The sequence below is a fragment of the Geodermatophilus sp. SYSU D00779 genome (assembly GCF_054050595.1).
The window spans coordinates 146,642-168,703 of record NZ_JBJGZQ010000011.1 but is presented as its reverse complement, the minus strand read 5'-3'; the positions used below and the strand labels follow the sequence as shown (position 1 = coordinate 168,703).

General features: G+C 74.5%; 23 protein-coding genes. 16 read left to right on the top strand and 7 right to left on the bottom strand.

Annotated features, from left to right (window positions below):
• Positions 1 to 463 precede the first annotated feature (463 nt).
• Both ACI79G_RS11200 and ctaC read right to left on the bottom strand, forming a co-directional pair.
• Positions 464 to 865 (bottom strand): cytochrome c oxidase subunit 4, encoded by a 402-nt coding sequence (locus ACI79G_RS11200; RefSeq protein WP_456881202.1) that lies wholly within the window; start codon positions 863 to 865, stop codon positions 464 to 466.
• A gap of 45 nt (positions 866 to 910) precedes the next feature.
• The gene (ctaC, locus tag ACI79G_RS11195) at positions 911 to 1,780 is read right to left on the bottom strand and encodes an aa3-type cytochrome oxidase subunit II (RefSeq protein ID WP_456881201.1); all 870 of its coding nucleotides are present in this window, start codon (positions 1,778 to 1,780) and stop codon (positions 911 to 913) included.
• A 288-nt stretch (positions 1,781 to 2,068) separates the two neighbouring features.
• On the opposite strand from ctaC, the gene ACI79G_RS11190 reads away from it, so the two are divergent.
• Genes ACI79G_RS11190 through asnB form a run of 3 tightly spaced genes read left to right on the top strand, consistent with a single transcriptional unit; the run spans position 2,069 to position 4,779 of the window.
• Positions 2,069 to 2,434 carry a metalloprotease gene (locus tag ACI79G_RS11190; protein WP_456881200.1) on the top strand — a complete coding sequence of 122 codons (366 nt, stop codon included), beginning with the start codon at positions 2,069 to 2,071 and terminating at the stop codon, positions 2,432 to 2,434.
• Positions 2,424 to 2,795, top strand: coding sequence for a DUF3817 domain-containing protein (locus tag ACI79G_RS11185; RefSeq protein WP_456881199.1), 372 nt, complete (start codon positions 2,424 to 2,426; stop codon positions 2,793 to 2,795). Before ACI79G_RS11190 ends, ACI79G_RS11185 begins: the two co-directional genes overlap by 11 nt.
• A gap of 52 nt (positions 2,796 to 2,847) precedes the next feature.
• Positions 2,848 to 4,779, top strand: a complete 1,932-nt coding sequence (gene asnB / locus ACI79G_RS11180; protein ID WP_456881198.1) for an asparagine synthase (glutamine-hydrolyzing) — start codon at positions 2,848 to 2,850, stop codon at positions 4,777 to 4,779.
• Between the two features lie 94 nt (positions 4,780 to 4,873).
• On the opposite strand, the gene ACI79G_RS11175 is transcribed toward asnB, so the two are convergent.
• Positions 4,874 to 5,221 carry a HesB/IscA family protein gene (locus tag ACI79G_RS11175; protein WP_072915689.1) on the bottom strand — a complete coding sequence of 116 codons (348 nt, stop codon included), beginning with the start codon at positions 5,219 to 5,221 and terminating at the stop codon, positions 4,874 to 4,876.
• Between the two features lie 146 nt (positions 5,222 to 5,367).
• Here ACI79G_RS11175 and ACI79G_RS11170 point away from each other — a divergent pair, with 146 nt between their 5' ends.
• Complete coding sequence (locus tag ACI79G_RS11170; RefSeq protein WP_456881197.1) at positions 5,368 to 5,976, top strand: DUF3043 domain-containing protein; 609 nt, start codon at positions 5,368 to 5,370, stop codon at positions 5,974 to 5,976.
• Positions 5,977 to 6,141: 165 nt separating this feature from the next.
• On the top strand, positions 6,142 to 7,125 hold the full coding sequence (locus ACI79G_RS11165) for an aldo/keto reductase family protein (protein ID WP_456881196.1): 984 nt from the start codon (positions 6,142 to 6,144) through the stop codon (positions 7,123 to 7,125).
• A gap of 91 nt (positions 7,126 to 7,216) precedes the next feature.
• Here the strand turns inward: ACI79G_RS11165 and ACI79G_RS11160 are convergent, their stop codons facing one another.
• Positions 7,217 to 7,429: a hypothetical protein gene (locus ACI79G_RS11160; protein WP_456881195.1), complete on the bottom strand. Its 213-nt coding sequence runs from the start codon at positions 7,427 to 7,429 to the stop codon at positions 7,217 to 7,219.
• Positions 7,430 to 7,559: 130 nt separating this feature from the next.
• On the opposite strand from ACI79G_RS11160, the gene ACI79G_RS11155 reads away from it, so the two are divergent.
• The 4 genes from ACI79G_RS11155 to ACI79G_RS11140 are packed head-to-tail and all read left to right on the top strand — an operon-like array spanning position 7,560 to position 9,832.
• The gene (locus tag ACI79G_RS11155) at positions 7,560 to 7,997 is read left to right on the top strand and encodes a phage holin family protein (RefSeq protein WP_456881194.1); all 438 of its coding nucleotides are present in this window, start codon (positions 7,560 to 7,562) and stop codon (positions 7,995 to 7,997) included.
• Positions 7,994 to 8,431, top strand: a complete 438-nt coding sequence (locus ACI79G_RS11150; RefSeq protein WP_456881193.1) for a DUF3618 domain-containing protein — start codon at positions 7,994 to 7,996, stop codon at positions 8,429 to 8,431. The genes ACI79G_RS11155 and ACI79G_RS11150 overlap by 4 nt, the downstream gene beginning before the upstream one ends.
• A complete protein-coding gene (locus tag ACI79G_RS11145; RefSeq protein WP_456881192.1) occupies positions 8,428 to 8,706 on the top strand; it encodes a DUF4235 domain-containing protein in 279 nt (92 codons plus the stop codon). The genes ACI79G_RS11150 and ACI79G_RS11145 overlap by 4 nt, the downstream gene beginning before the upstream one ends.
• Position 8,707: 1 nt before the next feature.
• A complete protein-coding gene (locus ACI79G_RS11140; protein ID WP_456881191.1) occupies positions 8,708 to 9,832 on the top strand; it encodes a YihY/virulence factor BrkB family protein in 1,125 nt (374 codons plus the stop codon).
• 77 nt (positions 9,833 to 9,909) lie between these two features.
• Here the strand turns inward: ACI79G_RS11140 and gcvT are convergent, their stop codons facing one another.
• Positions 9,910 to 11,028: a glycine cleavage system aminomethyltransferase GcvT gene (gcvT, locus tag ACI79G_RS11135; protein ID WP_456881190.1), complete on the bottom strand. Its 1,119-nt coding sequence runs from the start codon at positions 11,026 to 11,028 to the stop codon at positions 9,910 to 9,912.
• Between the two features lie 102 nt (positions 11,029 to 11,130).
• On the opposite strand from gcvT, the gene ACI79G_RS11130 reads away from it, so the two are divergent.
• Positions 11,131 to 12,642, top strand: a complete 1,512-nt coding sequence (locus ACI79G_RS11130; RefSeq protein ID WP_456881189.1) for a leucyl aminopeptidase — start codon at positions 11,131 to 11,133, stop codon at positions 12,640 to 12,642.
• 37 nt (positions 12,643 to 12,679) lie between these two features.
• Here ACI79G_RS11130 and ACI79G_RS11125 read toward each other — a convergent pair whose 3' ends face one another.
• Positions 12,680 to 13,015, bottom strand: coding sequence for an oxidoreductase (locus ACI79G_RS11125; protein ID WP_456881188.1), 336 nt, complete (start codon positions 13,013 to 13,015; stop codon positions 12,680 to 12,682).
• Positions 13,016 to 13,168: 153 nt separating this feature from the next.
• Here ACI79G_RS11125 and lpdA point away from each other — a divergent pair, with 153 nt between their 5' ends.
• The 3 genes from lpdA (at position 13,169) to ACI79G_RS11110 (ending at position 17,497) form a co-directional block, all read left to right on the top strand.
• Positions 13,169 to 14,548: a dihydrolipoyl dehydrogenase gene (lpdA, locus tag ACI79G_RS11120; RefSeq protein ID WP_456881187.1), complete on the top strand. Its 1,380-nt coding sequence runs from the start codon at positions 13,169 to 13,171 to the stop codon at positions 14,546 to 14,548.
• Between the two features lie 49 nt (positions 14,549 to 14,597).
• On the top strand, positions 14,598 to 16,484 hold the full coding sequence (gene sucB, locus ACI79G_RS11115) for a 2-oxoglutarate dehydrogenase, E2 component, dihydrolipoamide succinyltransferase (RefSeq protein ID WP_456881186.1): 1,887 nt from the start codon (positions 14,598 to 14,600) through the stop codon (positions 16,482 to 16,484).
• Between the two features lie 104 nt (positions 16,485 to 16,588).
• Entirely contained in the window at positions 16,589 to 17,497 is a 909-nt protein-coding gene (locus ACI79G_RS11110; protein WP_456881185.1) for a TIGR01777 family oxidoreductase, read from the top strand.
• Between the two features lie 6 nt (positions 17,498 to 17,503).
• On the opposite strand, the gene ACI79G_RS11105 is transcribed toward ACI79G_RS11110, so the two are convergent.
• Positions 17,504 to 19,183 carry a protein kinase domain-containing protein gene (locus ACI79G_RS11105; RefSeq protein ID WP_456881184.1) on the bottom strand — a complete coding sequence of 560 codons (1,680 nt, stop codon included), beginning with the start codon at positions 19,181 to 19,183 and terminating at the stop codon, positions 17,504 to 17,506.
• Positions 19,184 to 19,300: 117 nt separating this feature from the next.
• Between ACI79G_RS11105 and ACI79G_RS11100 the strand changes: the two genes are divergently transcribed.
• From ACI79G_RS11100 to lipB, 3 genes are all read left to right on the top strand, one after another.
• Positions 19,301 to 20,545, top strand: a complete 1,245-nt coding sequence (locus ACI79G_RS11100; protein ID WP_456881183.1) for an FAD-dependent oxidoreductase — start codon at positions 19,301 to 19,303, stop codon at positions 20,543 to 20,545.
• A gap of 2 nt (positions 20,546 to 20,547) precedes the next feature.
• Complete coding sequence (locus ACI79G_RS11095) at positions 20,548 to 21,282, top strand: Type 1 glutamine amidotransferase-like domain-containing protein (protein ID WP_456881182.1); 735 nt, start codon at positions 20,548 to 20,550, stop codon at positions 21,280 to 21,282.
• A gap of 74 nt (positions 21,283 to 21,356) precedes the next feature.
• Positions 21,357 to 22,004, top strand: coding sequence for a lipoyl(octanoyl) transferase LipB (lipB, locus tag ACI79G_RS11090; protein ID WP_456881181.1), 648 nt, complete (start codon positions 21,357 to 21,359; stop codon positions 22,002 to 22,004).
• Positions 22,005 to 22,062: the final 58 nt, after the last annotated feature.

The window sequence follows — 22,062 nt, the reverse complement described above, 5'->3', positions numbered from 1 at the left end:
GAGCCGAGCGTCCCCAGGGCTCGGACGACCGCTCGCGCCCGCGCCGCGCCCCGCGGCCCCCCCCCCCGCCCCCCCCCCCCCCCCCCCCCCCCCCCCCCCCCCCACGGCAGACGCGTCCCCCGCGGGGCCAGGGGCACGGTCCCCGGCCCGCCGGCGTCCTCCCGCGGGCCGGTGGTGGTCCAGCGGTCCTCGCCCGCAGCCGCGGACGACGGCCGTGCGGGCGGCGGGCCGACGAGGCGGCCACCGCCACAGGGCGGGCCCACGCCCGCTGCTCCAGCCGCGCACGACCGCCAGGCGCCCGCCACGGCCGTCAACGCCCTCCTCCGGGCTCCGAGGGGCCGGCCCCACCCCCTGGCCCGCGGGCCCGCGGCGCCCGTACACGACGGCCGCAGGGCCGGTGATCCACGACGACGAGGGCCCCTCCCCGCAGCTGCGGGGAGGGGCCCTCGTCGGTCGGGCGAGATCAGCCCTGGGCGTTCTGCCCCACGTAGTACTCGAACAGCAGACCGCCGATGGTGATCAGCAGGGCCGCACCGGCCAGGATGATCATCCACGGGTAGAAGAACGCCAGTGCCAGGCCCATGAGACCGGCCGACAGGGCGATGCCGAACGGCCAGTAGCTGCCCGGGCTGAAGAAGCCCAGCTCGCCGGCGCCGTCAGCGATGTCGGCGTCCTTGCGGTCCTCCGGGCGGGCGTCGATGCGCCGCGAGATGAACCAGAAGAAGCCGCCGACGAGGAACGTCAGCCCACCGGAGAGGACCAGGGCCGTCGTCCCGATCGGCTCACGGGACCAGATCCCGTAGACGGCGGCCATGACCAGGCAGAAGACGCCGATGACGTTGAAGATGAGCGCTTCGACCTTCACGGCCGTCCCTCCTGCGTGGTGTGCGGTGCGCGGTCGGCGGACACGTCAGCCGTCGGCCCGCTGCGCGTCGTCGACCAGGTCGAACGGCGAGGTGCTCGTCGCGTTGCCCGGCTGACCGATGCTCTCCAGCGCGTCGTAGGTGGTCAGGCCCGACTCGCGCGCGGCCAGGTAGGCGTCGTAGTCCGCCGCCGACACCGCCCGCACCTCGAAGTTCATGTAGGCGTGGTAGGTGCCGCAGAGCTCGGCGCAACGGCCCACGAAGGCGCCCTCCTCGCGGACGGTCACCTCGAAGACGTTGTCCCGGCCGTTCTCGTTGCCCGGGATGACGTCGAGCTTGAAGAGGAACTCCGGCACCCAGAACGAGTGGATGACGTCGGCCGAGGCCAGTTCGAAGCGGACGGTCTGGTCGGTCGGCAGCACGAGGATGGGGATCTCGTCGCTGTTGCCGACCGTGTTGATCGGCTCGCCGTCGGCCCCGGTGGTCTCCGGGTAGACGAACTGCCAGTTCCACTTGAAGGCGTTGACCGCGATGGTGACGTCGGGGTCGGCGCTGCGTTCCTGCACCCGGTTCTGCGTGACCACCGTGAAGAAGAACAGCCCGGCGATGATGAGGAACGGGATGATCGTGTAGACGATCTCCAGCGGCAGGTTGTACGCCGTCTGCTTGGGCAGCTCGTCACCGCGCTTGCGGTGCATGACGACCGACCAACCGATCAGCCCCCACACCGCGAACCCGACGATCAGGGCGGCGATGACCGACCAGATCCAGAGGGTGCGCATCTCGTAGGCCTCGTCGGTGACCCCGTCGGGCCAGCCCCAGCGCCAGAACTCGTTGTTCGGGGTGCACCCGGTCAGGGCGAGCACCCCCAGGAGACCGAGCGCGGCGACCCGCGCGAGCCTGCTGCCTCGAGCCACTGCTCGCTGCCTCCTCGTCCTCGTCCGGTACCCCGGACGGTCTTCCCGGCGGGCCGTCAGCCGGTCCCCGGCGAACGGCGCCTGTGCCGACCACAGTCTGCGGCGAGACTAGCCGACCCCGCACGGCGGCCGACCACCGGAGACACCCCGACGGCGGGTCGGGCCCCCGGGGTCGGCGGCCGGGGCCCGGGCGCCCCGCGCCGGGCGGGGTCGAGACCCCGACGGCGGGACGGTGAGCCCTCTCACCGACGTCCCCTGCCGGGGGCACCGCCGGTTACAGTCGGGGCCGTGTTCTCCCGGCTGCTGACCCCCAAGTGGGTGCTCCTGCACCTGGTGGTGGCCGCCCTGTTCGTGGCCACCTTCTTCCTGGGGTACTGGCAGCTGTCCAAGGCCGAGGCCGGCGGCGGCGCGGTGAACTGGAGCTACGCGCTGCAGTGGCCGCTGTACGGGTTCATGGGCCTGTGGTTCTACGTGCGCATGTGCCGCGAGGAGGTCAACCGCGACCCCGACGAGGACGAGCCGGGCTCCGACCTGGTCCTCTACCAGCGGCCGCGCATCGACACGACCGGCGACCCGGAGCTGGCCGCCTACAACGCCTACCTCGCCGAGCTCAACGAGCGGGCGCTGCAGCAGCGGGCCGAGCATGGCCGCTGAGCCGACGACGACCTCCCGGCTGCCCCGCGCCCTCGCCCGCCGGGTGGGCCGCGACGTCCCCGCCGCGCTGACCCGCTACCGCGTGATGGCCTGGGTCGTGGGTGTCCTGCTCATCGCACTGGTCCTGGTCGCCGTCCCGCTGAAGTACCTCGGCGGGGTCGCGGAGCCGGTGACCGTCCTCGGCACCCTGCACGGCTGGCTCTACTTCGTCTTCTTCCTGACCGCCTGCGACCTCGCCCTGCGCGCCTCCTGGACGTTGCGCGGCACGCTTCTCACCCTGGTGGCAGGCACCGTTCCGATCCTGTCCTTCGTGGCCGAGCGCAACGCCACGCGCAAGACGCGCGCCGGCGTTCGCGTCTGACCCTGCCGCGGCCACTCCGCCGGCACACCACGACCCCCGGAGAACCACGCCCATGTGCGGCCTGCTCGCCTACCTGTCCACCGACGCCGACCGCGTCGACGACACCCGCGTGAAGGAGGTGCGCGAGGCGCTGCACTGCCTGCGCCACCGCGGCCCTGACGAGACGCAGGTCTGGAACGACGCGCGCGTCGTCCTCGGCTTCAACCGGCTGGCCTTCATCGACATCGAGCACAGCCACCAGCCGATGCCCTACGCCGACGACCGGTACCGGATCGTCTTCAACGGCGAGATCTACAACTACGTCGAGCTGCGCCAGGAGCTCGCCGCCCTCGGCGCGCGCTTCGCCACCGAGGGCGACACCGAGGCGATCGTCGCCGGCTACCACTACTGGGGTCAGGACGTCGTCCGGCGGCTGCGCGGCATGTTCGCCTTCGTCATCTGGGACACCCGGACCGGGACGGCGTTCGGCGCCCGCGACCCCTTCGGCATCAAGCCGCTGTTCACCGCCCGCCTCGCCGACGGCGCGCTGGTCTTCAGCTCCGAGAAGAAGGCGCTGCTGGAGATGCTCGGCGGCAGCGACGCCGCCGGCGGCGTGGACTCCGCCTCGCTGCAGCACTACCTGACCCTGCAGTACGTCCCCGAGCCGGCGACGCTGCACCGCGGCATCCGGCGGATCGAGAGCGGCACGAGCTTCACCGTGGTGGACGGCGAGCTGCACACCAGCCGCTACTTCCACCCGACCTTCCCCGTCCGGCCGGTCGCCGCGGACGAGCAGCAGGGCCTCTACGACCGGATCGCCGCGGTGCTCGACGACTCGGTGCGGGTGCACATGCGCGCCGACGTCACCGTCGGGTCGTTCCTCTCGGGCGGCATCGACTCCACCGCGATCGCCGCGCTGGCCAAGCGGTACAACCCCGACCTCATGACCTTCACGGTCGGCTTCGAGCGCGAGGGCTACTCGGAGGTCGACGTCGCCGCCGAGTCCGCGGCGGCGATCGGCGTCCAGCACGTGACCAAGGTGGTCACGCCCGAGGAGTTCGCCGAGTCGATCCCGTTGGTCGTCTGGTACCTCGACGACCCGGTCGCCGACCCCGCCCTCGTGCCGCTGTACTTCGTGGCGCGCGAGGCACGCGAGCACGTGAAGGTGGTGCTCTCCGGCGAGGGTGCCGACGAGCTGTTCGGCGGCTACAACATCTACCGCGAGCCGCTGTCGCTGGCGGCGTTCGACAGGCTGCCGGGGGGCATCCGCCGGGCGCTGGGCGCGCTGTCGGCGAGGCTGCCCGACGGCATGCGCGGCAAGGACCTGCTGCGCCGCGGATCCATCCCGCTCGAGCAGCGGTACTACGGCAACGCGCGCATCTTCCGGGACGACGAGCTCGGCTTCCTCGAGCGCCGCGACCCCGACCTGTCGCACGTCGCCGTCACCCGGGAGCTCTACGAGCGCACCCGGGCGGCGGGCTACGACGACGTGACCGCGATGCAGTACGTGGACCTGTTCACCTGGCTGCGCGGCGACATCCTGGTCAAGGCCGACAAGATGACCATGGCCAACTCGCTCGAGCTGCGGGTGCCCTTCCTGGACCCGGAGGTCTTCGCGGTCGCCGGCACGCTGCCGGTCGACCAGCGGGTCACGAAGGAGACGACCAAGTACGCGCTGCGCAGGGCGCTGGAGCAGATCGTGCCGCCGCACGTGCTCAACCGCCGCAAGCTCGGCTTCCCGGTCCCGACCCGGCACTGGCTCGCCGAGGACCTGCACGACTGGGCGCGGCAGGTCGTCGAGGAGAGCCAGACCGACGAGTGGCTCGACCGGCGGCAGATCCTCTGGATGCTCGACGCCCACCGCGACAACCACCGGGCCGGCTCACCGGTCGACCTCTCGCGCAAGCTGTGGACGCTGCTGGTCTTCATGGTGTGGCACGGCGTCTTCGTCGAGCAGCGCATCAAGGTCGACGTCCCGGAGACGGTCTACCCCGTCCGGCTGTAGTCCGGGGACGACGAAGGCCCGGTCCCTCCCCGCGGGAGGGACCGGGCCTTCGTCGTGTCAGCGGTGCGGTCCCGAGGACCGCGGTGTCACCGGCTCAGCTGAAGGAGTCGCCGCAGGCGCAGGAGCCGGTGGCGTTCGGGTTGTCGATCGTGAAGCCCTGCTTCTCGATCGTGTCCACGAAGTCGATGACGGCACCGCCGAGGTAGGGGCCGCTCATCCGGTCGACGATGACCTCGACCCCGCCGAAGTCGTAGGTCTGGTCGCCGTCGAGGAACCGCTCGTCGAAGAAGAGCTGGTAACGCAGGCCCGAGCAGCCGCCGGGCTGGACGGCGATGCGCAGGCGGAGGTCGTCGCGACCCTCCTGGTCCAGCAGCGCCTTGACCTTGGCGGCAGCGGGGTCGCTGAGGATGACGCCGGTGGCCGTGGTGTCCTGCACCGTCATGTTGGAAGTCCTCCCACGTTCGAGGGTGCCTGCTGCGGCACGTCCTGCAGCAGGCCAACACCGCCGGAGCGGAGCCTCTTCCCACTGTACGGCGTGGAGTGCCGTGCGGACCGGGATCGGCCGAGGTCACACGTAGACTCGCCGTCGTGAAGCTCCGCCTGCCCGGGCGCCGCGACCGCACCGAGGCCGCGCCCGACCCCGCCGCCGACCCGACCACGCAGGTGGTGAAGACGGGCGGCAAGGGTCGGCCCACGCCCAAGCGCCACGAGGCCCAGGGACGCCGCCCCGGCCCTCCCCCGCCGCCTCCGCAGACCCGCAAGGAGGCCTACAAGCGGATGCGCGAGCAGCAGGCGGCCAACCGCGGGGCCGCCCGCGCCGGCGCCGCGCGGGGCGACGAGGGCTACCTGCCGCCCCGCGACCGCGGCCCGGTCCGCAAGCTGGTCCGCAACGTCGTGGACGCCCGCCGCAACGCCGGCAGCTTCTTCCTCTTCGTCGCCGCGCTGGTGCTCATCGGCAACTTCGTGCCCAACGAGCAGGTGCGCAGCTACACCGTCTCGATCTGGCTGGTCTTCTTCCTGCTGATCATCGCCGACTCCATCGTCCTGGGCCGGCGGATCAAGAAGAAGGTGCTCGAGCGCTTCCCGGACCAGGACCACAGGATGAAGGGCCTGGTCTGGTACGGGATCAGCCGCGCCACCATGGTCCGCCGCTGGCGCTTCCCGAAGCCCGAGGTCCCGCTGGGCGCCCAGGTCTGAGGACCCCGCGTCCCGCCGTCCCTGGCAGAAGGCCCCCTGCCCCCTGCCACTCGCAGGCTCGCGGCGGGACCCGGCAGGGGGCCGCGGACCCTGGCGCGGGGCCGTTCCCGCACGTCACCACGCTCGGGAGGCCCGGGCGGGCCCGCCGGGCTAGCGTCGGCGCCCGTGGAATCCCGACGACTGGGCCGCTCCGGCCTCAACACCTCCGCGATCGCCTACGGCAACTGGCTGACCCACGGCGGCCAGGTCGAGGAGGACGCCGCGCACGCCTGCGTCCGCGCCGCCCTCGACGCCGGCATCACCACCTTCGACACCGCCGACGTCTACGCGGGCACCCGGGCCGAGTCGGTGCTCGGCCGCGCCCTCGCCGGTCAGCGCCGGGAGGGGCTCGAGGTCTTCACCAAGGTCTACTGGCCGACCGGCCCGGGCCACAACGACCGCGGCCTGTCCCGCAAGCACATCACCGAGAGCTGCCACGCCTCGCTGCGGCGGCTGCGGACCGACTACGTCGACCTCTACCAGGCGCACCGCTACGACCCGACGGTGCCGCTCGAGGAGACGATGACGGCCTTCGCCGACCTCGTCCGGGCCGGCAAGGTGCTCTACATCGGCGTCTCCGAGTGGAACGCCGAGGAGATCGCCGCCGGCGCCGCGCTCGCCCGCGACCTCGGCGTCCAGCTCATCAGCAACCAGCCGCAGTACTCGATGCTGTGGCGGGTCATCGAGGACGAGGTCGTGCCCACCTCCGAGAAGGAGGGGATCTCGCAGATCGTGTGGTCCCCGCTGGCGCAGGGCGTGCTCACCGGCAAGTACCTGCCCGGCCGGCAGCCACCGGCCGACAGCCGGGGCGGGCACGCGGAGGTCGGCGGGTCGATGCGGCGGTTCCTGCGGGACGACGTCCTCACCGCGGTGCAGGGACTGCGGCCGGTCGCCGAGGACCTCGGCCTGTCCATGGCGCAGCTGGCCATCGCCTGGGTGCTGCAGAACCCCAACGTCGCGGCGGCGATCATCGGTGCGACCCGGCCCGAGCAGGTGCACGACAACGTGGCGGCGGCCGGGGTGACCCTCGACGCCGACGTCCTGGCGCGCATCGACGAGGTCCTGGGGGACGTCGTCGAGCGTGACCCCGCCAAGACCGCCCGCGGCTGAAGGAGGACCCCGACCTGCCCACCCCTCGCCAGCTCAGGACGGGGCCGCCTCGGGGTCCCTCCCGAGCCCGCCCGACTCCGCTCGAACGGCCTCAGGTGGCGGCGAGGCTCATCGGGCCGTAGACCTCCTGCTCGCCGTCGAGGAGCGTCACGGTCGCCACCCCCCGCTCGAGCAGGTCGCGCCAGTTCTCCCCCAGCCAGGACTCCGCGTCGCCCTGGTTGTCCGAACGCGGCACCTCCACCCCCACCGCGGCGGGGTCGAGCTCCGCCCCCGTGGGGTCCTCCAGCCGCCAGTACCAGCTCATGCGCGCTGAGGTTAGCGACCGGGTCGGTGAGCGCGGCGACCGTGCCCGGAGTGTGACCCGCGCCTGGTTACCCCGGCGATCATCGGGGGCATGTGAGGACATCGACAGTCTCCCCCGGCTCGGAGGACCGATGACCGACCCGACCGCGGGCGCCACTCGCGCAACCGCCCCGCCCCCCGCCCCCGAGGACGCCTCGACCGGCCAGCTCATCGGCCAGCTGACCGAGCAGATCAGCCGGCTCGTGCGCGACGAGGCCCGGCTCGCCCAGGCGGAGGTGACCCAGAAGGCCAAGCGCCTGGGCATCGGCGCCGGGCTGTTCGGTGGTGCCGGCCTGTTCGTCTTCCTCGGTCTGGCCGTGCTCATCGCCGCCGCCGTCCTGGCCCTCGCCCTGGTGCTGCCCGGCTGGCTGGCCGCGCTCATCGTCGCCGTCGTGCTCTTCGCCGTCGCCGGCGTGCTGGCACTGGTCGGCAAGAAGGACGTCGAGAAGGGCACCCCGCCGGTGCCCACCGAGGCCATCGCCAGCACCAGGACCGACATCCAGACCGTGAAGGAGAGTGCGCGCCGGTGAGCACCCCAGCCAGCCGAGGCCCCGACGGGACGACGAACGGCCAGCCGCCGGCGAACGACCCCGACGCCATCAAGGCCGAGATCGAGGCCACCCGGGAGCAGCTCAGCCGCACGGTCGACGAGCTCTCCCACCGCCTCGACGTACCCGAGCGGGCACGGGAGAGCGCCTACCGCGCCCGCGACACCGCGGTGGAGACCTACCGGGAGAGTCCGCCGGCGGTCATCGGCGCCGGCGCCGGCGTGGCCGCGCTGCTGGGCCTGCTGGTCTGGCGCCGCCGGACGAAGGACCGCCGGGCCGCCAAGCGGGAGGCCAAGCGGGAGGCCAAGCGCGTCGCGAAGGTGGCCGCCGCCCGTCGCGCCGCAGCCGAGAAGGCGGCACGCAGGACGGCGAAGAGGACGGCGAAGGCCCGCCGGGCCAGGAGGAGGACCACGTGAGCAGCAGCAAGGGAGCCAAGCTCGCCTACCGGCCGATCGGCCTGCTCGGCGGCATCCTGGCCGGTGTGGTGTCCGGCGCGGTCTTCAAGCAGGTCTGGAAGCGCGTGTCCGACGAGGACGACGCCCCCGACGCGCTGCAGAGCGAGTACTCGATGAAGGAGGTCGTCCTCGCCGCAGCGCTGCAGGGCGCCATCTTCGCCGCCACCAAGGCGGCCATCGACCGTGCCGGCGCCCGCGGGTTCACCAAGCTGACCGGCAACTGGCCGGGCGACTGACGTGGCCGGCACCCGACACCGCGACAGCGCCGTCGACCGCATCCGCGAGCGGGTCGAGGAGAAGGCGGCCCGACGGGCGGCCGCGCGGGCCGCGGAGGCCCGCGGGCCGGACCCACGGGCGAGCGAGCCGCCGCCAGGGGCGCCCAGCGAGCAGCAGCTGCCCGGCATCACCGCGGACAAGCCCACCGAGATCCCCTGGCGGGGGTGGAAGCAGATCGTCCGGCGGGCGTGGGCGGAGAACAACGCCGACAACATGCCGATCATCGGCGGCGGCGTGGCGTTCTTCGGGTTCCTGGCGATCTTCCCCGCGCTGATCGCGATGCTGAACATCTACGGGCTGGTGGCCTCCCCGGAGACCGTCGCACGGCAGGTCGAGGACCTCTCGGCACAGCTCCCGGAGAGCGCCGCCCGCTTGATCGGGGACCAGCTCAACAGCATCGTCACCAACAGCGGCGGGGCGCTCAGCTTCGGCCTGGCGGTCTCCGTGCTCGGCGCGCTGTGGAGCGCCTCCGGTGGCGTCGGCAACCTGGTGACGGCGGTGAACCTGGCCTACGACGAGGTGGAGACGCGCGGCTTCGTCAAGCGCAAGGCCGTCTCGCTGGGCCTGACCCTCGGCGCGATCGTCTTCGTGCTGATCACCTTCGCGCTCGTCGCGGTGGTCCCGAACCTCCTGGACGTGCTGCCGCTCGGCCCGTTCGCCACCGTCCTCGCGCAGGTGGTCCGGTGGGTCCTGCTCCTCGCCGTCTTCGCGGGGTCGCTGGCCGTGCTGTACCGGGTCGCCCCGGACCGGGACGCCCCGAGGCTGCGCTGGGTGAGTCTCGGCGCCGTCGTCGTCACCGTGATCTGGGCGATCGTGAGCCTCGGCTTCAGCATCTACGTCGACAACTTCGGCTCCTACGACAAGACCTACGGGGCCATCGCCGGCGTCATCGTGCTGATGCTGTGGCTGTACCTGACCTGCTACCTGATCCTGCTCGGCGCGGAGATCAACTCCGAGGCCGAGCACCAGACGGCGGAGGACACCACCCAGGGTCCGCCGCAGCCGATGGGCCAGCGCGACGCCACCATGGCCGACTCGCTGCCCGACCTGCCGGTGCCCACCAAGGAGTCACACCAGCGGAGCTGAGAGAGGACCGTTCCAGGCCCCGCCCCCTGCAGGGGCCCGCCGCGAGCTCGCGAGTGGTGGGGAGCAGGGGTCCTCTCTCAGCGCACGTGCGAGGGGACGAAGGGCGGCCGCACGACCTGCACGGTCTGCGGCCGCCCGCGCACGTCCACGGCCAGCTCGCTGCCCTCCTCGACGCCCGAGGCGGTGTCCAGCAGGGCCAGGGCGATGCCGGTGCGCAGGGACGGCGAGAAGGTGCCGCTGGTGACCTCGCCGACCCGGGCGCCGTCGGCGTCGAGCACCGCCATGCCCGGCCGCGGGATGCCCCGCCCGGTCGCCCGCAGCCCCCACAGCAGGCGCGCCGGACCGGCCTCCTTCTCCGCCAGCAGCGCCTGGCGACCCCAGAACGCCGGCTTGCGCCAGCCCACCGCCCAGCCGGCGCGGGCCTGCACCGGCGTGATCTCGGTCGAGAGCTCGTGGCCGTGCAACGGGTAGCCCATCTCGGTGCGCAACGTGTCGCGGGCGCCCAGCCCGCACAGCCGCAGGCCCTCGTCCTGACCGGTCTCCACCAGCACGTCCCACAGCTCGCCGGCGCGGTCGGCGGCCACCAGCAGCTCGTAGCCGTGCTCGCCGGTGTAGCCGGTGCGGCAGACGGTCACCTCGGCCGAGCCGCCGCCCACGCCGGTCACGAAGGACATGTAGGGCAGCTCGCCGGGCAACCCGAGGAACGCCAGCAGCTGCGGTGACCGGGGCCCCTGCACGGCCAGGACGGCGACCTCGGTGTGCCGGTCGGTGACCGTCACACCGGCCGGTGCGGCGTCGGTCAACCGGGCCACCACCTCGGCGGCGTTGGCGGCGTTGGGCACGAGCAGGACGTCGTCCGGGCCGTGCAGGTAGGCGATCAGGTCGTCGACCACTCCCCCGGCCCGCGGGTCGCCGTCGGGCAGGCAGCACATCGTGTACTGCGCCTGGCCCGGCCCGATGCGCGACAGGTCGTTGGTCAGGCAGCTGTCGACGAAGGCCGCCGCCCCCGGGCCGCGCACCGTGGCGGTGCCCAGGTGCGAGACGTCGAACAGGCCCACGCGGGTGCGGACCGCCTCGTGCTCGGCCAGCACCCCGCCGCCGGCGTACTCGATCGGCATCGACCAGCCGCCGAAGTCGGCCAGCTTGGCGCCGGCCGCGACGTGCCGGTCGTGCAGGGGGGAGGTCCGCGCGGTCACACCGGCACGCTATCCGGCGACGTGCGGGAACGGCCCCCGTGCAGGGACCCGCGCCGAGGCTGCGGGGCGTGGGGAGCGCGGGGGTCCTTCTAGGATCGAGCGGTGCCGCCGACGATCTCCGCCACCGACCGCCCGCTCGAGAAGCTCTCCGCCGACGCCGTCGTCGTCGGCATCGGGAAGGGGCCCGACGGCCCGCTCCCCACCCCCGGCACGGAGGCCGTCGACCGGCTGCTGGGCGGCCGCCTGCTGCCCGCCCTCGCCGACCTGGGCGCCCGCGGTGCGGAGGACGAGGTCACCCGGGTCGCCGCGCTCGGCCAGGGCCCGTTCCCCGTCGTCGCCGCCGTCGGCCTCGGCGCGCCCCAGGCCGGGGGCGGGTACGCCGCCGAGGCGGTCCGCCGGGCCGCCGGTGCCGCCAGCCGGGCGCTGTCGGGTCGCGCGTCGGTGGTCACCCTGCTGGCCGCGGTCGGCGGGACGCCCGACGAGCTGCGCCTGCACGCCGTCGGCGAGGGCAGCCTGCTCGGCGCCTACGAGTTCACCGCCTACAAGTCCGACTCTGCCGGCCGGCCGCTGCCGCCGCGCGAGTTCGCCGTCGTCGTCCCCGACGCCGGGGCCGCGAAGGGACCGCTGGAGCGCGCCCGCGCCGTCGCCGACGCCGTCGCGCTGGTGCGCGACCTGGTCAACACCCCGCCCAACGACCTCTTCCCCGCCGAGCTCGCGGCGCGCGGCGCCGCGGCGGGCAAGCGCGCCGGGCTGGACGTCGAGGTGCTCGACGAGGCGGCCCTGGCCGCCGGCGGCTACGGCGGCGTCCTGGCCGTCGGGGGCGGCTCGACCCGTGGGCCCCGCCTGCTCCGGCTGACCTACCGCGGGAAGAAGGCGCGCAGGAAGGTCGCACTGGTCGGCAAGGGCATCACCTTCGACAGCGGCGGCCTGTCGATCAAGCCGGCCGCGAACATGCACCACATGACCAGCGACATGGCCGGCGCGGCCGCCGTGATCGCCACGGTCTGCCTGGTCGCCGAGCTCGGCCTGCCCGTCGAGGTCACCGCCACCGTGCCGATGGCCGAGAACCTGCCCAGCGGCTCGGCCTACCGCCCGGCCGACGTGGTGACCTTCCGCAACGGCAAGAAGGCCGAGATCACCAACACCGACGCCGAGGGCCGCGTGATCCTCGCCGACGCCCTGGCCCGGGCCGCCGAGGACTCCCCCGACGCGATCCTGGAGACCTCCACGCTCACCGGCGCGCAGCTGGTCGCCCTCGGCTCGCGCACCGCCGGCGTCATGGGCAGCGACGACATGCGGGACGCCGTCGTCGCCGCCTCGACCCGCAGCGGCGAGGGGATGTGGGCGATGCCGATGCCGGCCGAACTGCGCCGTGGGCTGGACTCGCCGATCGCCGACTTCGTCAACGCCAACGCCGACCGGATGGGCGGCATGCTGGTCGGGGCCCACTTCCTCGCCGAGTTCGTGCCGGACGGGCTGCCGTGGGCGCACATCGACATCGCGGGCCCGAGCTACAACACCGGCGCGCCCTGGGGGTACACCCCCAAGGGCGGGACCGGCGTGCCGGTGCGCACGCTGCTGGCCACCATCGAGGACCTCGTCGCCGGCTCGTGAGCGCCTGGAACGGCCACCGTCAGGGCCCCGCCGCGAGTCAGCGAGTGGTGGGGCCCTGTCGGCGGGCCTCGTTCCAGTCCCGCATCCGCTGCGGATAGCCGGTCACCTGCGCGTCGTAGACGGGGATGCCGAGCTCGCGGGAGAGCCGCCGGGCGGTGTCCGGGCCCTCGATCCGGCGCCGGGTCCACTCGCCGTCCGCGGCGACCAGCACGATCGTGGTCTCGGTGACCGCCGTCCGGGGCTCGACGTACCCCTCGACACCGCGCCGGCTCGCGACGAACTGCTCGAGGTGGGTGACGTCGGCCCGTCCGGAGCCCCGGTCGAGCGTGCCGCGGCCGGGCGCCCGCCGCCGCAGTCGGCCCCAGAAACCCATGCCCGCTCCCGTCTCGACCGGGTCGCGTCCGCACCGCGACGTCGCGCTGGCAACGGTGCTGCCCACGGGCGCGTTCCCGGAGTGGCAGGATGGGCGCGGACCTTCACCCGGCCGCTCGAACGCGGGCGGGACCCCGGCACCCGAGGAGATCTCGTGAGCGCACCCACCTCCCCCGCCGACCTGGTCATCCTCGGTGGTGGCTCGGGTGGCTACGCCGCCGCGCTGCGCGCCGCCGAACTGGGCATGTCCGTCGTCCTCGTCGAGCGGGACAAGGTCGGCGGCACCTGCCTGCACCGCGGCTGCATCCCGACCAAGGCCCTGCTGCACGCCGGCGAGGTCGCGGACCTGGCCCGCGAGGGTGAGCAGTTCGGCGTCAAGACGTCACTGGCCGGCATCGACATGGACGGCGTCAACAGCTACAAGGACGGCGTCATCTCCCGGCTCTACAAGGGCCTGCAGGGCCTGATCAAGAGCCGCAAGATCCAGTACGTGGAGGGCGAGGGCCGGCTGGTCTCCCTCACCGCGGTCGAGGTGGGCGGCCAGCGCTACGAGGGCCGCCACGTCCTGCTGGCGACCGGCTCCTACGCCCGCTCGCTGCCCGGTCTCGAGATCGACGGCAACCGGGTCATCACCAGCGACCACGCGCTGAACATGGACCGCGTGCCGGCCTCGGCGATCATCCTCGGTGGCGGCGTCATCGGCTGCGAGTTCGCCAGCGCCTGGAAGTCCTTCGGCGTCGACGTCACCATCATCGAGGCCCTGCCGCACCTCGTCCCGCTCGAGGACGAGGCCTCCTCCAAGCTCCTGGAGCGGGCCTTCCGCCGCCGCAAGATCGGCTTCGAGCTCGGGAGCCGCTTCACGGGCGTGCAGAACACCGAGAACGGCGTCAAGGTGTCGCTCGAGAACGGCAAGGAGTTCGAGGCCGAGCTGCTGCTCGTGGCCGTGGGCCGCGGGCCGGTCAGCCAGGGCCTGGGTTACGAGGAGGCCGGTGTCGCGATGGAGCGCGGTTACGTGCTCGTCGACGAGTACCTGCGCACCAACGTGCCCACCATCTCCGCCGTCGGTGACCTGATCCCGACCCTGCAGCTGGCCCACGTCGGCTTCGCCGAGGGCATCTTCGTGGCCGAGCGGCTGGCCGGCCTCGAGCCCGCCCCGATCGACTACGCCGGTGTCCCGCGGATCACCTACTCCGACCCCGAGGTCGCCTCGGTCGGTCTCACCGAGGCGCAGGCCAAGGAGCGCTTCGGCGAGGTCAAGACCCTCACCTACGACCTCGGCGGCAACGGCCGCAGCCAGATCCTCAAGACCGCGGGCGCGGTCAAGCTGGTGCAGGCCGTCGACGGCCCCGTGGTCGGCGTGCACATGGTCGGCAGCCGGGTCGGCGAGCTGATCGCCGAGGCCCAGCTGATCTACAACTGGGAGGCCGAGGCCGACGACGTCGCCGCCCTCATCCACCCGCACCCGACGCAGAGCGAGGCCCTGGGCGAGGCCCATCTCGCGCTCGCCGGCAAGCCGCTGCACGTGCACGGCTGACCTCCGCACCACTCCCCCACCCACCCGCGCCAGAAGGAGCCCCGCCCCGATGCCGACCTCCGTCACCATGCCCGCCCTGGGCGAGAGCGTCACCGAGGGCACGGTCACCCGATGGCTCAAGCAGGAGGGTGAGCAGGTCGAGGTCGACGAGCCGCTGCTCGAGGTCTCGACCGACAAGGTCGACACCGAGATCCCCTCACCGGCCGCCGGCGTGCTGAGCAAGATCCTCGTCGCCGAGGACGAGACGGTCGAGGTCGGCGCCGAGCTCGCGGTCATCGGCGGGGACGGGGACGGCGGGGCGCCGGCCGGTCCGGCCTCGGCCGAGGACACCGACACCACCCCGCAGACCCCCGTCGAGCAGGTCGAGGACGCCGGTCCCGGTCCGTCGGACGAGCCGCAGCCGGCCGCGGCCGCACCGGCCTCCGGCGACGGCGGCCAGGGCGGCGGTGGCCAGGGGACGTCGGTGACCATGCCGGCGCTCGGCGAGAGCGTCACCGAGGGCACCGTCACCCGGTGGCTGAAGTCCGTCGGCGACGAGGTGACCGCCGACGAGCCGCTGCTCGAGGTCTCCACCGACAAGGTCGACACCGAGATCCCCGCGCCGGTGTCGGGCACGCTCCTGTCGATCTCGGTGAACGAGGACGAGACGGTCGAGGTCGGTGCGGAGCTGGCCGTCATCGGCTCCGGGTCCGCCGGCGGGGGCGCGCAGGCGCAGGCCCCGGCTCCCTCGGCGCCGGCCCAGCAGGAGCCGCAGTCGCAGCAGGAGCCGCGACAGCCGGCGCCTCCCGCCCAGGCGACGCAGCCGACCCCGCAGGCCGACCCGACGCCGCAGCGGGCGCAGCCGACCTCGGAGCAGCCCGGTGCCGACTACGGCTCCGGCGGCGTGCTGCCCAGCACCTCCCCCACCGAGGCGCCCTCGCCGGCCCAGGCGGTCGCCCCGCAGGCGCCCGCGGCGCCGAAGACCCCGGCTCCGGCTCCGGCCGGTGGCGGGGACGGTGGCGGGCAGTACGTCACCCCGCTGGTGCGCCGGCTGGCCGCCGAGCGCGGTGTCGACCTGTCCTCGGTGACCGGCACCGGCGTCGGTGGGCGGATCCGCAAGCAGGACGTGCTCGCCGCCGCCGAGAAGGCGGCCGCCCCGGCAGAGGCCCCGGCCGCCGCCACCGGTCGACCGGCCCCGAGCCCGTCGCCGGCGGCCCAGCCCGACACCTCGCTGCGCGGGCGCACCGAGAAGCTCTCCCGGCTGCGCACCGTCATCGCCCGCCGGATGGTCGAGTCGCTGCAGGTCAGCGCCCAGCTGACGACGGTCGTGGAGGCCGACGTCACGACCATCGCGCGGCTGCGGGACCGGGCCAAGCGCGACTTCGAGGCCCGCGAGGGCGTCAAGCTGTCGTTCCTGCCGTTCTTCGCCAAGGCGGCGGTCGAGGCGCTCAAGGCCCACCCGGCCGTGAACTCCTCGATCGACCTCGAGGCGGGCACGGTGACCTACCACGACGCCGAGAACCTGGGTGTCGCGGTCGACACCGAGCGCGGTCTGCTGGTCCCGGTCATCAGGGACGCCGGTGACCTGAGCATCGGCGGGCTGGCCCGCAAGATCGCCGACCTGGCCGAGCGGACCCGCACCAACAAGGTCACCCCGGACGAGCTCGGCGGCGGCACCTTCACGCTCACCAACACCGGCAGCCGTGGGGCGTTGTTCGACACGCCGATCATCAACCAGCCGCAGGTGGCGATCCTCGGCGTGGGCAGCGTCGTCAAGCGCCCGGTCGTCGTCCAGGACCCCGGCCTCGGCGAGGTCATCGCGGTCCGGTCGATGGTCTACCTGGCGCTGACCTACGACCACCGGATCGTCGACGGCGCCGACGCCGCCCGCTTCCTCGTCACGGTGAAGGAGCGGCTGGAGGCCGGTCAGTTCCAGGGCGAGCTCGGCCTCTCCTGAACAAGCACCCCTGCCCCCATCGTTGACGGGCCCCGCAGGGGGCCATCGGGGCCCCGGCAGCTGCCGGGGCCCCGGTCGCGTCCCGCCCTGCCTGGAGGAGACAGATGAAGGTCGCGGTCACCGGCTCCTCCGGTCTGATCGGCACGCACCTGGTGGCCGCACTGCGGGCCGACGGGCACGAGGTGCTGCGACTGGTCCGCCGCACGCCGCGGACGGCCGACGAGCACCGCTGGGACCCCCAGCACCGGCGGATCGACCCGACCCTGCTCTCCGACGCCGACGCCGTGGTGAACCTGGCCGGTACGCCCATCCGGCCGCGCCCCTTCACGGCCGGCTACAAGGAGCAGCTGCGCTCCAGCCGGCTGGACAGCACGGCCACGGTCAGCGAGGCGCTGGCCGCGGCGGCCACGGCCGACCCGGGACGCCGTCGGGTGCTGCTCTCGGCCTCGGCGGTGGGCTACTACGGCGACACCGGGGACCGGGAGGTGCAGGAGGACGCGCCGCCCGGCAGGGACTTCCTGGCCCGCCTGTGCGTCGACTGGGAGGCCGCCACGCGCCCCGCCGAGGACGCCGGCGTCCGCGTGGTGCACCTGCGCACCGGCCTGGTCGTCGGCCGCGACGCCATGCTGGTGCGCATCCTGGGCCTGGTCTTCCGGGCCGGCCTCGGCGGGCGCATGGGCTCGGGACGGCAGTACTGGCCGTGGATCAGCCTGGACGACGAGGTCGACGCGATCCGGTTCCTGCTGACCGCCGACGTCTCCGGCCCGGTGAACCTCACCGGACCCCACCCGGTCCCCAACGCCGAGTTCGTCCGCCGTCTGGCCGCCGCGGTGCACCGGCCGGCGGTCCTCCCGGTCCCCGGTCCCGTGCTGGCGCTGGCCCTGGGTGAGTTCGGCCGTTCCAGCGTGCTGGCCGGTCAGCGCGCCGTCCCCGCGGTGCTGGAGCGGGCCGGCTACCGGTGGACCCATCCCGACCTCGACGACGCGTTGCGCGCGGCGCTGCAGCGCGGCTGACCCGCCTCACCCGACCCGCTCGGCCGACGAGATCCGCCACCCTTCGGCGGTGGCCTCGATCGTCATGCGCACCTCCGCCTCCCCGCGCCCGCCGACCGTGCGCAACGCCGGGCCCCCGGGATCGGCCGCTCGCACCACCTCGTAGTCCGGCCAGCGGTCCACCACCTGCAGGGTCACCGGGCCCGCGCCGGGCGTGCCGCCGACCAGGGTCGCGCTGACCACCTCCGGCGCGAAGCCGCGCAGCGCCTCGCCGACGGCGGTCAGGGCGGCCACGCTGTCCCGGTCGGCCGTGAGGAGGGTGCTGCCCGGGGCGTACACGTCCTCGAGCAGCGGCACGGACCCGGTGGCCAGCGCCTCCGCCCGGCGCTGGTACAGCCTGGTGAGCCGCCCCTGCCAGTCGTCCTCGGGCGTGGCAGCGGCCTCCGGTGCAGGAGCCTCCGGTGCAGCGACCTCCGGTGTCGGGGTCGGCGTCGTCTCGACGGAGCCCCCGGGCGCCGGGACCGGCGGTGACGGGGCCGCGGTCTCCGGGGCAGCCGACGTGGGCGCGGCTGCAGACGGGTCGGCCGCCGGCTCCGGCGTGCGAGGTGCACCGGCGGCGCGGTCGGCCAGGGGGGCCGGCCCCGGCGCACTGCCCCACCAGCCGCCGAGCTGGACCCCGAGGACCACCACGACCGCGGCCGCGCCGGCCAGCAGCGCCCCCCGGCGCAGCAGCGGACCGGACGCCGCGAGCCGGGCGCGCAGGCCGGTGCGGTCGGGCAGCACCTCGTCCCCGGCTCGCCGGTGCCGCCCCGGGACCTGGTGGGTGAGCTCGGTGCGCGGACCACGGCCGGTGCGGGCGAGCTCCTCGTCGGGGACCCCGGCCTGCGGCAGCCGCACCGGCTCGGGACGGCAGGCGTGCCGCAGGTCCAGGGCGAAGGCGGCGGCCGACCCGCGGTCGTGCGGGTCGGCCGAGAGCCCGCGGGCGATGACGGCGAGCAGGTCCGCCGGGGCACCGGGCGCGAGCTCCGCGAGGTCGGGCAGCACGCCCTCGGCGGCCACCCGGAGCGTGTCGGCGGGCGTGGCGGCGTTCCAGGGGGCGACCCCGGTCAGCGCGTGGAAGGCCGCAGCCGCGACGCCGAAGACGTCCGAGGCCGGGCCGGGCGCCCCACCGCGGGCCACGGTGGGGTCGACGTAGGCCGGCGTGACCTCACGGGCCGCCTCCTCCCCCAGCACCCGCGCCACCCCGAGGTCGGTGAGCACCGGACGACCCTCGGCGGTGAACACGACGTTGCCGGGCGAGAGGTCGCCGTGCACGACACCACGATCGTGCGCGTGCGCCAGGGCCGCGGCCACGGGAGCGAGGGCGGTGACCACCTCCCCGGGCCGCAGCCGGCCGCGACGGGCCAGCAGGGCGGCCAGGCTGCCGCCGGCGAGCAGGTCGAGGACCAGGGCCACCCGCGGCTGCCCGCCGCGACGTGGCTCGTGCACCACCTCGTGCAGCCGGACCAGGTGCGGGTGGTCGAGCTCCCCGAGCAGCGCCGCCTCGCGGGCCTGCCGCTCGGCGTCCCCGGCCACCAGCAGCTTGACGGCGACCGCCGGACCGCCGGAGCGGGGCACCGCGCGCCACACCTCGCCGGAGCCGCCCCGCCCGAGCAGCTCCTCGAGCCGGTAGCCGGGCACGACGGGCGTGGGAGGGGACGCGGGCATGGCAGGCACCGTAGGCGGATGGGCCTGCACCCGCCGACGCCGTCCACAGGCACCGGCTGCGTCCACAGACCATGCCCCGGACGGGTGGGACGGCGCCGGGCGTCCTAGGTTCGGGCCATGCCGCTGCCCGCACGCGCCCAGGTCGTCGTCGTGGGGGCGGGACTGGCCGGCTTGTCCGTGGCCGTCCGGCTGCGCGCGGCGGGCGTGGACGTGCACGTCGCCGAGGCGGCCGCGCACGCCGGCGGTCGGCTGGCCACCGAGCGGGTCGACGGGTTCGTCGTCGACCGCGGCTTCCAGGTGCTCAACACCGGCTACCCGCGCGCTGCCGACCTCGACCTGGCGGCGCTCGACCTCGGCTGGTTCTGGCCGGGCGCGGTCGTCCGGATGGACGGCCGGCGCTCCCGGCTGGTCGACCCGCGGCGACGGCCCACGGCCGCGCTGGACACGCTGCGCGCGCCGCTCGGCTCCCCGGTGCGCAAGGCCGCGATCGCCGCCTACTCGGCCCGGGCCGGCTACACACCGGTCGCGCGCCTGCTCAGGGAGCGGGAGACGACGGCCGAGGAGCGGCTGAGGCAGGCCGGTGTGGGCGACACGGCGCTGGAGCGCTTCTTCCGGCCCTTCCTCGCCGGGGTGCTCCTGGAGGACCGGCTGGAGACCTCGAGCCACTACCTGGACCTGCTGTGGCGCAGCTTCGCCCGCGGCGCCATCGGGCTGCCGGCCCGCGGCATGCAGTCGGTCGGCGAGCAGCTGGCCGCCCGGGTCGGGGCCGACCGCGTGCACCTCGGCGTCCGGGCGACGGCCGTGCGCGGCGACGCCGTCGTCACCGGCAGCGGGCGCACCCGCGCCGACGCGGTCGTCGTCGCCACCGACCCCGGCACCGCCGCGGAGCTGGTCCCCGGGCTGACGGCGTCCGCGCCCCGCCAGGTCACCACCCACCTGCACGTGCTGCCCGCCTCCCCGACCGGGGAGCCGCTGCTGGTCCTCGGGACGCCGGGCGGGCGGCTGGTGAACAGCGCGGTGCTCACCGACGCCCAGCCCGCCTACAGCCCCGACGGCCGGGCGTTGGTGGCCAGCTCCAGCCTCGCCCCCACCCGCGAGGCCGACGTGCGGGCCGAGGTCGCCGCGCTGCACGGCATCGGCCCGGGCGACCTCGAGCACCTCACCTCGGTCACCGTGCCGCAGGCCCAGCCGGCCGCCGTCCCGCCGCTGCGCCTCCGGCAGCCGGTCGACCTCGGCGGCGGGCTGTTCGTCGCCGGCGACCACCGCGACACCCCGTCCATCCAGGGCGCCATGGCCAGCGGGGCGCGGGCCGCCCGCGCCGTCCTGCGCGCTCTGGGGACCGACCAGCGAGGAGCTGCCTGACCGTGCCCGCCACCGCACCGACCATCCTCGCCACGAGCATCGGCTTCGACTCCCGGGGTCGCGGCCCCTACGACTGGGCGCCGGGGCCCGTCTTCGACCTCGCCCTCCAGCTGGCGGGTGCGCCCGAGCGGCCGCGCCTGTGCTACCTCGGCACCGCCACCGGCGACGACCCGGTGCGGGTGGCCGGCGTGTACGGCGCCTTCGCCGGCAGCGGGGTGCAGGTCAGCCACCTGAGCCTCTTCCCGATGCCCACCGTGCCCGACGTCCGCGCACACCTGCTGGCCCAGGACGTGGTCTGGGTCGGCGGCGGCAGCGTGGCCAACCTGCTCGCGGTGTGGCGGGTGCACGGACTGGACGAGGTCTTCCGCGAGGTGTGGGAGGCCGGTGTCGTGCTGGGCGGGGTGTCGGCCGGATCGCTGTGCTGGCACGTCGGCGGCACCACCGACTCCTACGGCCCCGACCTGCGCCCGGTGACCAACGGGCTGGGGCTCATCCCGACGTCCAACGGGGTGCACTACGACTCCGAGGAGCAGCGCCGTCCGCTGTACCACCGGCTCGTGGCCGACGGCACGCTGCCCGGCGGGCACGCCACCGACGACGGCGTGGGGCTGGTCTACCGCGGCACCGAGCTGGTGGAGGCGGTTGCCGACCGCCCGGACAGGGCCGCCTACCGGGTGGAGCCGGGTCCCGACGGCACCGCGGTCGAGACCTGCATCGAGCCCCGGCGGCTGCGCTGACCGGCCCCGTCCCGGGTCCCGCTCCGAGCCTGCGAGGAGTGGGGAGGACGGGGTCCCTTCTCTACGCTGGACGCGTGACTGAGCTGCAGGTGATCCGGGCGGGCACGGTCCCCTACGAGGAGGCCTGGGAGCGCCAGCGCGAGCTGCACGCCGCCCGGGTGGCCGGCGAGGGGCCCGACACGCTGCTCCTCCTCGAGCACCCGTCGGTCTACACCGCCGGCAAGCGCACCGAGCCGCACGAGCGGCCCCAGGACGGCACCCCCGTGGTCGACGTCGACCGCGGCGGGAAGATCACCTGGCACGGCCCGGGTCAGCTGGTCGGCTACCCGATCGTCGCGCTGCCCGACCCGGTCGACGTGGTCGCCTACGTCCGCCGGCTGGAGGGCGCGCTCATCGAGGTCTGCGCCGGCTTCGGCGTCGAGGCCGGACGGGTCGAGGGGCGCAGCGGCGTCTGGCTGCCCGCCGACGGACCCGGCCCGGGCAGCCGGTGGCGTCCCGAGCGGAAGATCGCCGCGATCGGCATCCGGGTGGCCCGCGGCGTGACGATGCACGGCTTCGCGCTCAACTGCGACCCCGACCTCGCCGCCTTCGGTGCGATCGTGCCCTGCGGCATCGCCGACGCCGGCGTCACCTCGCTGTCGGCCGAGCTCGGCCGTGACGTGACGATCGACGAGGCCCTCGAGCCGGTCGAGAAGGCGATGCGCGCCGTCCTGACCGTGTGAGTGTCGTCGCGCTGAGCGGGCCCCAGAGGGGTCCGCTCAGCGCAACGCAGCGGCTCAG

What these genes read in the sequence shown, in the direction of transcription:
- ACI79G_RS11185 (WP_456881199.1), top strand. Translation starts at nt 2,424, where the DNA reads ATGGCCGCTGAGCCGACGACGACCTCCCGGCTGCCCCGCGCCCTCGCC.
- asnB (WP_456881198.1), top strand. Translation starts at nt 2,848, where the DNA reads ATGTGCGGCCTGCTCGCCTACCTGTCCACCGACGCCGACCGCGTCGAC.
- ACI79G_RS11175 (WP_072915689.1), bottom strand. Translation starts at nt 5,221, where the DNA reads ATGACGGTGCAGGACACCACGGCCACCGGCGTCATCCTCAGCGACCCC.
- ACI79G_RS11160 (WP_456881195.1), bottom strand. Translation starts at nt 7,429, where the DNA reads ATGAGCTGGTACTGGCGGCTGGAGGACCCCACGGGGGCGGAGCTCGAC.
- ACI79G_RS11155 (WP_456881194.1), top strand. Translation starts at nt 7,560, where the DNA reads ATGACCGACCCGACCGCGGGCGCCACTCGCGCAACCGCCCCGCCCCCC.
- ACI79G_RS11125 (WP_456881188.1), bottom strand. Translation starts at nt 13,015, where the DNA reads ATGGGTTTCTGGGGCCGACTGCGGCGGCGGGCGCCCGGCCGCGGCACG.
- sucB (WP_456881186.1), top strand. Translation starts at nt 14,598, where the DNA reads ATGCCGACCTCCGTCACCATGCCCGCCCTGGGCGAGAGCGTCACCGAG.
- ACI79G_RS11110 (WP_456881185.1), top strand. Translation starts at nt 16,589, where the DNA reads ATGAAGGTCGCGGTCACCGGCTCCTCCGGTCTGATCGGCACGCACCTG.
- ACI79G_RS11105 (WP_456881184.1), bottom strand. Translation starts at nt 19,183, where the DNA reads ATGCCCGCGTCCCCTCCCACGCCCGTCGTGCCCGGCTACCGGCTCGAG.
- ACI79G_RS11100 (WP_456881183.1), top strand. Translation starts at nt 19,301, where the DNA reads ATGCCGCTGCCCGCACGCGCCCAGGTCGTCGTCGTGGGGGCGGGACTG.